The sequence below is a fragment of the Wolbachia endosymbiont of Mansonella ozzardi genome (assembly GCF_020278625.1).
Classification (GTDB): Bacteria; Pseudomonadota; Alphaproteobacteria; order Rickettsiales; family Anaplasmataceae; genus Wolbachia.
The window spans coordinates 1-7,706 of record NZ_JADAKK010000053.1 but is presented as its reverse complement, the minus strand read 5'-3'; the positions used below and the strand labels follow the sequence as shown (position 1 = coordinate 7,706).

Below are 7,706 nucleotides of genomic sequence, written 5' to 3'. Positions count from 1 at the left end.
TATAAAGGCATGAGGTGCACATAGTGCAAAAAATTAAACAACAGTACGCCAAGTATATTGAGTTTTTTTGTTGTTTAATCCGTATGAACTGAAGCTAAACAACAGCTCCAGCACCACGATAAAGGTAATGGCAAAAGTTGTCAAGTAGTTTTTTTTCCCTATTGGACGACGTTATAACTTTTTTCCACTGTTGTCTATTCACTTTCTGTATAGTGGGAATTGGCATCAGCTCTAGAACTATGTAAAAAGTCCAATATAGTTACCGTAATAGTAAAAACATGAATAAAAGTATTTCATCATTTGAGAGAAATATATTTTCTAGGTTTGTGAATTTCTCTGAAAGGTGACTTTTTGCACTGCCTTGGGTAAGATGAACGGTAATAGATTAAACGGAAGAATAATCTAGAAATAACGGGTCTAATAGGTGACTTTATACCGTTGTTAAAATCCATATCCATATGCTAAATGCAAAGCTTAAAAGCCCAGTTAATATAGGTACTGTGTTGACCTCTTTGGTCAACATCCAAAACAGCTAAATAATGGAAAAGATATAGAGGAGAGTGGGAAATGCTTCAATGCTGCCGTCCACTCATGTAGGTTTTGGTAAAGATTCAAGTGTGTTAGGAAGAAATGATACAATGAAGTATGGAAGTGCAATACCTAAGCCAAGAAATAAGAAAGTACTAATAAAAGTAAGTATTGATGACTGAATAAAGGCAAAACCTATGGCAGGTGCCATAAAAAAGGTGTAATGCAGGGAACTACAACCAGAGTAAAAGCGTTCCACTGAAAAAACTACCATTAGCTTCATCTGAACGAGAAAAGATGAGAGGAATGTCAAAACAAGCCAAAGAAACATAAGCCTATTGCAAACATTACATATAGTAATATTAGTACAAAAACAGGAGATTATGTATGAAAACTCCAGTCCACTGTACGACCTATGTTACGTAATGTTAATAGCATTAATGACAATATCAACATGCTAGTCAATACTCCAAGAGCATAGGCTATTGACATTTAGTTCTGGTTTAAATGAGTTGCTAGGGCCATTGATTATTGCTGCTGCTTTTAGAGAAAGAACAGGAAAAACATAAGGCATAAGGTTAAGCACCACACCACCAATAAACGCGTATGCTGAATTTATTAGAAGCCACAAGATTTTACATATAATAAAACTATATACGGTTTGAAGTAAAAGAATCTACTTAAATAGTCAATTAACTTTTTGTGCTGGCATGTTAAAAATTTTACACTCCCTGTGCTGATGTATCAGAAATTTTGTACTTTGCGGGCGTGACTCAGTTGGTAGAGCGTCAGTTGTGGGTCGCCAATTTGATCCTAATCACTTGTCCAACTAAAATTTTTTGCTCTACAGAAATATAAGCGTGAGCATGCTTTATATATACTCTCTTAGTGTGTCCGTTTAGGGGCATGGCTAATATACAAATATTGAAGCTAAAATGGTGTTATGTAAGTGGTTAACACTGGAACTTAGTAGTTTTTCTTACAATTTCGTCAAAACATTAACTTTAACATAAAATAGCCTCTCACGCCTAATGAAACTCACTCTCTAGTATGCTCTTCTAGTTTATGATTTACTAATAGGGTATTTTCGGACGTAATTGGATAAAAATGTGGATATGTTTGACATTTCAAAAAATTGTAATAGCATCTGAAATGCTGAAATTAATGAATTTAAGGGAGAATGGCAATTATTTGGTAATTTAGCTCCAGAGCGTTTACAAATGCTCAAGGAAATTGTAACAATTGAAAGTATCGGTTCTTCTACCCGTATTAAGGGAGCAAAACTATCAGATCGTAAAGTTGAAACAATTACTATCCAAGCTTGATACATACTCATTTTGTTCTCGGAATGGACAAGAGATAGCACAATATACATTGTACGTAAAGAAGTATTTCAAAATTTTGAAAATATGTCATTTACAGAAAACGTTATAAAATAGTTTCATATCTGACTTTTACAATTTTCACATAAAGATCAAAGGCGTATGGAAGAATATAAGAAATTTCCCAACCATGTTGAAGCGTTTGATGAATCTGGAAAAAGCTTAGGCATAATTTTTGAAACATCTTCTTCATTCAAAATAGTGATACAGATGCAAGAACTTATCTATTGGACTAGCCAGCAATTAGAAGTGAAATCGTTACACCCTCTATTAATTATTGGTATCTTTATAGTAACTTTTTTAGCTATCTATCCATTCCTTTCGAGGTGGAAATGGAAAACTATCACATATTCTTACAACTTTCTTGTTGCTAAAGTTAGGATATACATACGTACCTTACAGTTCTCTTGAGACTGCAATTGAAAGTAACAAGGAAAGTTATTACTTAGCTTTGTGTCGCACTCAACAGTCTTTAAAGACTGGCAACTATGACTTCAGTCCATTGCTTATGTTTTTCTTAAGATCACTGCAAAAGAAAAAATCTTGTCTTGATCAAAAGGTGTCACGTGAAAAAATGTTAAATCTCCGTTTCCCACCACTTTCGGCTAAATATTAATTTTACTTAGCAAACACGGACGTCTTACAATGAAGGATTTAGAAAATATTACTAAAGCAAACCGAAGTACCTTAAAGAAGCATGTATCTAATCTTGTAAAGGATAATTACGTCACTCAGCATGGAAAAGGCAAAGCAACTTGGTATGTGGCTCAATAAGATATATATTCATTTGAACTGTAGAGAGGTCTAAGCTATGTTTACTAGAATGACAAAGTTTCAAAAAAAGCCTAATATAACATAAGAAGCTTTATGAAAATCAGAATTGGAGTAATAGGCTGCTTAGGCAGAATGGGCAAAAAAATACTTAGTGAATTGACCACAAATACCAAAGTAGAGATAGCAGGTGCTGTTGCCCGTGCAGATAGTAAATACGTAGGCCTAGATATAGGACCAATTATAGGCCACAGCTTCAATTTAGGAATCAAAGTTACAAGTTCTATTAGTGACGCATTTGAGTCATCTGACGTTGTAATAGATTTTACAACTAAAGAATGTGTGTTAGACTGCCTTAAAGCGGCTGTAAAGTTTAAAATACCGCTGGTTAGTGGTACAACTGGAATAGAAAGTATCGATTTAAAAAAATATGCTGCTGAGATTCCGATATTATGGTCGGCAAATATGAGCGTTGGAGTTAATGTATTATTGAAGTTGGTAAAAAAAGCTGCTGAGCTTCTAGGTAACGAATATGACGCTGAGATTTGGGAAATGCACCATAACTTAAAAAAAGATTTGCCATCTGGAACAGCTATAGAACTTGGTAAAGCAGTTGCTAGCGCTTCAGAAAGAGATTTTCGACTCAGTCAGTATTTTCATAGTTATTTAAAAATAAGAGAAAAGGGAAAAATAGGATTTGCAGTATCTCGTGGAGGTGGGGTGGTAGGAGATCACAGCGTAATGTTTATCAATTCCGATGAACGGATAGAATTAAACCACAAAACAATTGATCGCACAGCGTTTGCTAAAGGGGCTATCCAAGCAGCAATATGGCTATATAAAAATAAAAAAGGAGCACCAGGACTCTATTCAATGCAGGATGTGATATGAACGATACACGTGCCTCTGTTAAAAATTTAAATCTCTGGTATGGCTCTAAGCAAGTTTTATTCGATATAAATTTGGATATTTATAAAAGAAAAGTTACTACTTTTATCGGGCCATCTGGGTGTGGTAAATCAACCTTTTTGCGCTGTTTTAATCGCATGAATGATTATGTACCAGGATGCAAAGCTGTTGGTGAGTTGGTTATCAATGGGCTAGGTAATATATATTCACGTGATATGGATGTTGTGCTACTTAGAGCAAAAGTTGGCATGGTATTTCAAAAGCCAAACCCTTTTCCAAAGTCAATATATGATAACGTTGCTTATGGACCCAAATTGCATGGCATGGTGAAGAATAGGCAAAAATTAGACGAAATGGTGGAAAATAGTTTAACTAAGGTCGGTTTATGGAGAGAGTTGAAAGATAGATTGCAGGACAGCGCATTGGATTTATCTGGTGGACAACAACAGAGATTGTGCATTGCTCGCGCAATTGCAGTGAAACCAACTATTTTGTTAATGGATGAACCATGCTCTGCTCTTGATCCAATAGCAACCAATGCAATCGAAAATCTTATACAAGAACTAAAATTAAGATTTACCATAATTATGATAACTCATTCGATGAAACAAGCTAAGAAGCTGTCTGATAGCATAATTTTCTTTTGTAATGGCAAGATTGTTGAATCTGGAAGTGTTCAAGAAATATTCAAAGATGCTCAATCCCCCTTAACAAGAGAGTATATTCTGGATCATTAAATTCCGCTATGCACAAGAACTTTACTCTCAATAGCCTCGTTGGCAATAACACGGCTTTCAAAATCGATATTTATTATATCAGATAGCGAGTTAACATCAGGATAACCATCAAAACTTTCTACCGTTGACTTCACCACCTTTACTATCTCTAAAAAACTGATTTGTGACTTCAAAAATTTACTAACAGCTATTTCATTTGCAGCATTGAAAACAATACTACTTGTTTGTGGAGCAGAAGAATTCAGCACTTCCATGCTAAGCTTTAGCGCGGGAAAGCTTCTATGATCAGGTTCCTGAAAAGTCAATTTTTTTTGCTTTGTTAAATCTAATTTACGATTTAAAGCTGACCTTTTTGGCCAAGAAAGAGCATATGAGATGGGAATTGCCATATCAGCCTCTGCAAGAACAGCAAAGTTAAAACCATCCTTGTAGACTACAACTCCATGTATTGTCGATTCAGGGTGCACTACTACCTCAATTCTATTTGGGTTAATGTTAAACAAATTATGTGCTTCTATTATCTCTAGCGCTTTATTCATCATTGTTGCACTATCAACCGAGATTTTCTTTCCCATATTCCAAGTAGGGTGACTTAGTGCCTGGTTTGCCGCAACATTTCTTAATTGCTCAAGGCTACAATTTAGAAATGGTCCACCAGAAGCAGTGAGTATAATCTTTTCTACGCATTTATCGTCACTTTGCAAAACTTGAAAAATTGCGTTGTGTTCAGAGTCAACAGGAATTACCTGTACGTTTTTCTCTTTAGCTTTCTTAAGTAGTAATTTCCCACCACAAACAATGCTTTCTTTGTTTGCTAGTGCAATGATTTTGGTACTACTCTCTATAACCTGCATGACTGGTTCAAGACCTGCAATGCCAACTATTGCAACAACTGAGAGATCAACGGGCAAAGAAGCAACATTCGCTAGACCTTCAGTACCAGCTTCTATTTTGATGTTTGTATCAAGTAGACTTTCTTTTAAATCTTTATAAAACCTTTCATCAGAGATAGCAACGTATTTTGCATTTAGCAGTTTTGCTTGATACGCTAGTAGAGCAAAATTCGAATGGGCACTGAGTACTTCTACCTGGTATTCTTCTTTTTTCTTCAGTAGCAAATCTATAGTCTTTTTTCCGATACTTCCTGTTGACCCTAAAACTGAGACCTTCTTCACTAAAACGCACTCATGTTAATCGAACGAGCTAAACCTATTTTCATTTGGCAGTTTCTGGACTTAACTACTAAGTTCATGTCCATGGTCATCGCCAACAGATGGTGAAGGACCGGGCGAAAAAGACTGACCATGGTGATCACCTGCATCATGCATGTCGTGTAAACCTTCAGCGCTGTGAGCAATTTCGTTGTTAGCATGGGGATAATCGCCAGGATGAGGTCCCCCATCAACGTGACTCATACCCATCCCTTCCGATAGCATATCTTCCCCACCTCCACCACCTGAAAAATGTTCTGCAAGGCTTTCAAGAAATTTTATGCCAAACATATTACCTGATTTACCGAACAACGTTACTAAGCTACTACCATTTATCAAACCTTCAAACACGTTACAGTAAGCAGGAATTGCTCCTTCGTGAAAGTTGAACAGCCATTTCATTCCATCTACAATTGTTGCAACAGAGTCACTATGACCAAGACCAAAGCCACTCTTTTCTTCTTGGTGTTCTTGATGTTGTTGTTGGGCTTGCCACTCTGCAATATTTGGACCTTGAGCTTCAGTCATAAACTTTATTCTAAACCTAAAACTACTTATATTTTACCACAAATATTGAAAAATATCAATAGGGCTACCATTTTATGAACGGTAACACGCTTTTAAGCGCTTATTGATGAGACTAGTGAAACGGTTTTACGATAACCGCAACAATTGTAATTATTATCAATACTGTAACGACTTCATTTAAAATACGGAAATAAACGTGATTTTTCCTATTTAAACCCATTGCAAAGTTTTTCCTGTACTTTGCAAGTAATCCATGAACAACAAACATAAAGAATAATGCCAGTACTTTTATGTGAAACCACCCTTCGCGATATGCCTCTCTCATAACCATTAATGTGATGCCAAAACCAAGCGAAAAGAGCATTGCAGGGTTTATAATAAATCTTAGAAGTCTTTTCTCCATTATTTGAAGTAAGCCATCGTTTTCTGATCCTGGTTTTACAGCTGCATGGTAAACGTAAAGCCTCGGTAAATAGAGCATACCTGCCATCCACATTATGACAGAGATAACGTGAAAAGCTTCAAGCCAGTGGTAATAATCCATTACAAAACGTTAAAATTTCTGATATTGTCTGAGTTTAATGAAAAAGAAATAGATATGAAAGCGAAAAATTTCACTAAAAAACAGGTGATTGGATTCTACAGAAAAATGCTACTCATACGCAGATTTGAGGAAAAAGCAGGACAATTGTATGGAATGGGTTTAATATGCGGATTCTGTCACCTATCGATTGGACAAGAGGCAGTTGCAGTTGGGGTGCAAGCTGCATCAAAGTCCGGTGATGCTTTTATCACAAGTTATAGAGACCACGGTTTAATGCTGGCATGTGGCTCTGATCCAAACGTTGTAATGGCAGAACTGGCTGGTAAAGAAGTGGGATGCTCAAAAGGCAAAGGTGGTTCAATGCATATATTTGATATTGAAAAAAATTTCTTCGGTGGACATGGAATAGTGGGTGCACAAGTTCCAATTGGCACGGGGATAGCATTTGCTAATAAATATAAGAAAAAAGACAATGTAGTATTCACGTATTTTGGCGACGGTGCTGCAAACCAAGGACAAGTGTATGAATCGTTTAATATGGCAGCTTTATGGAAGTTACCTGTAGTTTATATTATAGAAAATAATGGGTACGCAATGGGTACTTCTGTAAAAAGATCGACTTTAGTAACTGAGTTATATAGGAAAGGAAAGGGTTTTGGCATTCCTGGAAAGCAAGTTGATGGAATGGATTTCTTCTCTGTTTATGAGGAGGCAAGTGAGGCAGCTAAGTATGTGCGTAGTGGAAAAGGGCCTATCCTGCTTGAAACGAAGACATATCGATATCGCGGTCATTCGATGTCAGATCCTGCGACTTATCGTTCAAAAGAAGAAGTTGAAGATGTGAAGCAAAACCACGATCCTATAAGCACTTTGAAGAAGTACATGGTAGATAATAAGATTGCTTCAGAGGAAGAATGCAAAGCAACCGACAAAGAAGTGCGCGATTTAGTGAAAAAGTCAGGAGATTTTGCCAAAAATAGCAAAGAACCAAGTGTTGATGAGTTATATACTGATATTTACAAGTCTGTCAACCGTTAACTGTAAAAAACTACTTAAAGATTCCTCCGGTTTCCTTATCATAGTATTGAAGCTATTA

General features: G+C 36.2%; 9 protein-coding genes. 5 read left to right on the top strand and 4 right to left on the bottom strand.

The genetic code is table 11. The features are described from left to right. Positions 1-94: 94 nt before the first annotated feature. Complete coding sequence (locus IHO40_RS05880; RefSeq protein ID WP_255586007.1) at positions 95-226, bottom strand: hypothetical protein; 132 nt, start codon at positions 224-226, stop codon at positions 95-97. Between the two features lie 334 nt (positions 227-560). On the opposite strand from IHO40_RS05880, the gene IHO40_RS04875 reads away from it, so the two are divergent. The 4 genes from IHO40_RS04875 (at position 561) to pstB (ending at position 4,327) form a co-directional block, all read left to right on the top strand. After that, a complete protein-coding gene (locus IHO40_RS04875) occupies positions 561-710 on the top strand; it encodes a hypothetical protein (protein ID WP_225537023.1) in 150 nt (49 codons plus the stop codon). A 1,809-nt stretch (positions 711-2,519) separates the two neighbouring features. Next, entirely contained in the window at positions 2,520-2,684 is a 165-nt protein-coding gene (locus IHO40_RS04870) for a winged helix-turn-helix transcriptional regulator (RefSeq protein ID WP_225537025.1), read from the top strand. Positions 2,685-2,777: 93 nt separating this feature from the next. Then, entirely contained in the window at positions 2,778-3,572 is a 795-nt protein-coding gene (gene dapB, locus IHO40_RS04865) for a 4-hydroxy-tetrahydrodipicolinate reductase (protein WP_225537022.1), read from the top strand. After that, positions 3,569-4,327 carry a phosphate ABC transporter ATP-binding protein PstB gene (gene pstB / locus IHO40_RS04860; RefSeq protein WP_225537021.1) on the top strand — a complete coding sequence of 253 codons (759 nt, stop codon included), beginning with the start codon at positions 3,569-3,571 and terminating at the stop codon, positions 4,325-4,327. The genes dapB and pstB overlap by 4 nt, the downstream gene beginning before the upstream one ends. On the opposite strand, the gene dxr is transcribed toward pstB, so the two are convergent. The 3 genes from dxr to hemJ form a co-directional block, all read right to left on the bottom strand. Continuing rightward, positions 4,324-5,502, bottom strand: a complete 1,179-nt coding sequence (dxr, locus tag IHO40_RS04855; RefSeq protein WP_225537020.1) for a 1-deoxy-D-xylulose-5-phosphate reductoisomerase — start codon at positions 5,500-5,502, stop codon at positions 4,324-4,326. The two genes, pstB and dxr, sit on opposite strands and share 4 nt — an antisense overlap. A 60-nt stretch (positions 5,503-5,562) precedes the next feature. Further along, positions 5,563-6,066: a hypothetical protein gene (locus IHO40_RS04850; protein ID WP_225537019.1), complete on the bottom strand. Its 504-nt coding sequence runs from the start codon at positions 6,064-6,066 to the stop codon at positions 5,563-5,565. Positions 6,067-6,178: 112 nt separating this feature from the next. Then, positions 6,179-6,610 carry a protoporphyrinogen oxidase HemJ gene (gene hemJ, locus IHO40_RS04845; RefSeq protein WP_225537018.1) on the bottom strand — a complete coding sequence of 144 codons (432 nt, stop codon included), beginning with the start codon at positions 6,608-6,610 and terminating at the stop codon, positions 6,179-6,181. 54 nt (positions 6,611-6,664) lie between these two features. On the opposite strand from hemJ, the gene pdhA reads away from it, so the two are divergent. Then, positions 6,665-7,648, top strand: a complete 984-nt coding sequence (gene pdhA / locus IHO40_RS04840; protein WP_225537024.1) for a pyruvate dehydrogenase (acetyl-transferring) E1 component subunit alpha — start codon at positions 6,665-6,667, stop codon at positions 7,646-7,648. The last annotated feature ends 58 nt before the right edge of the window (positions 7,649-7,706 follow it).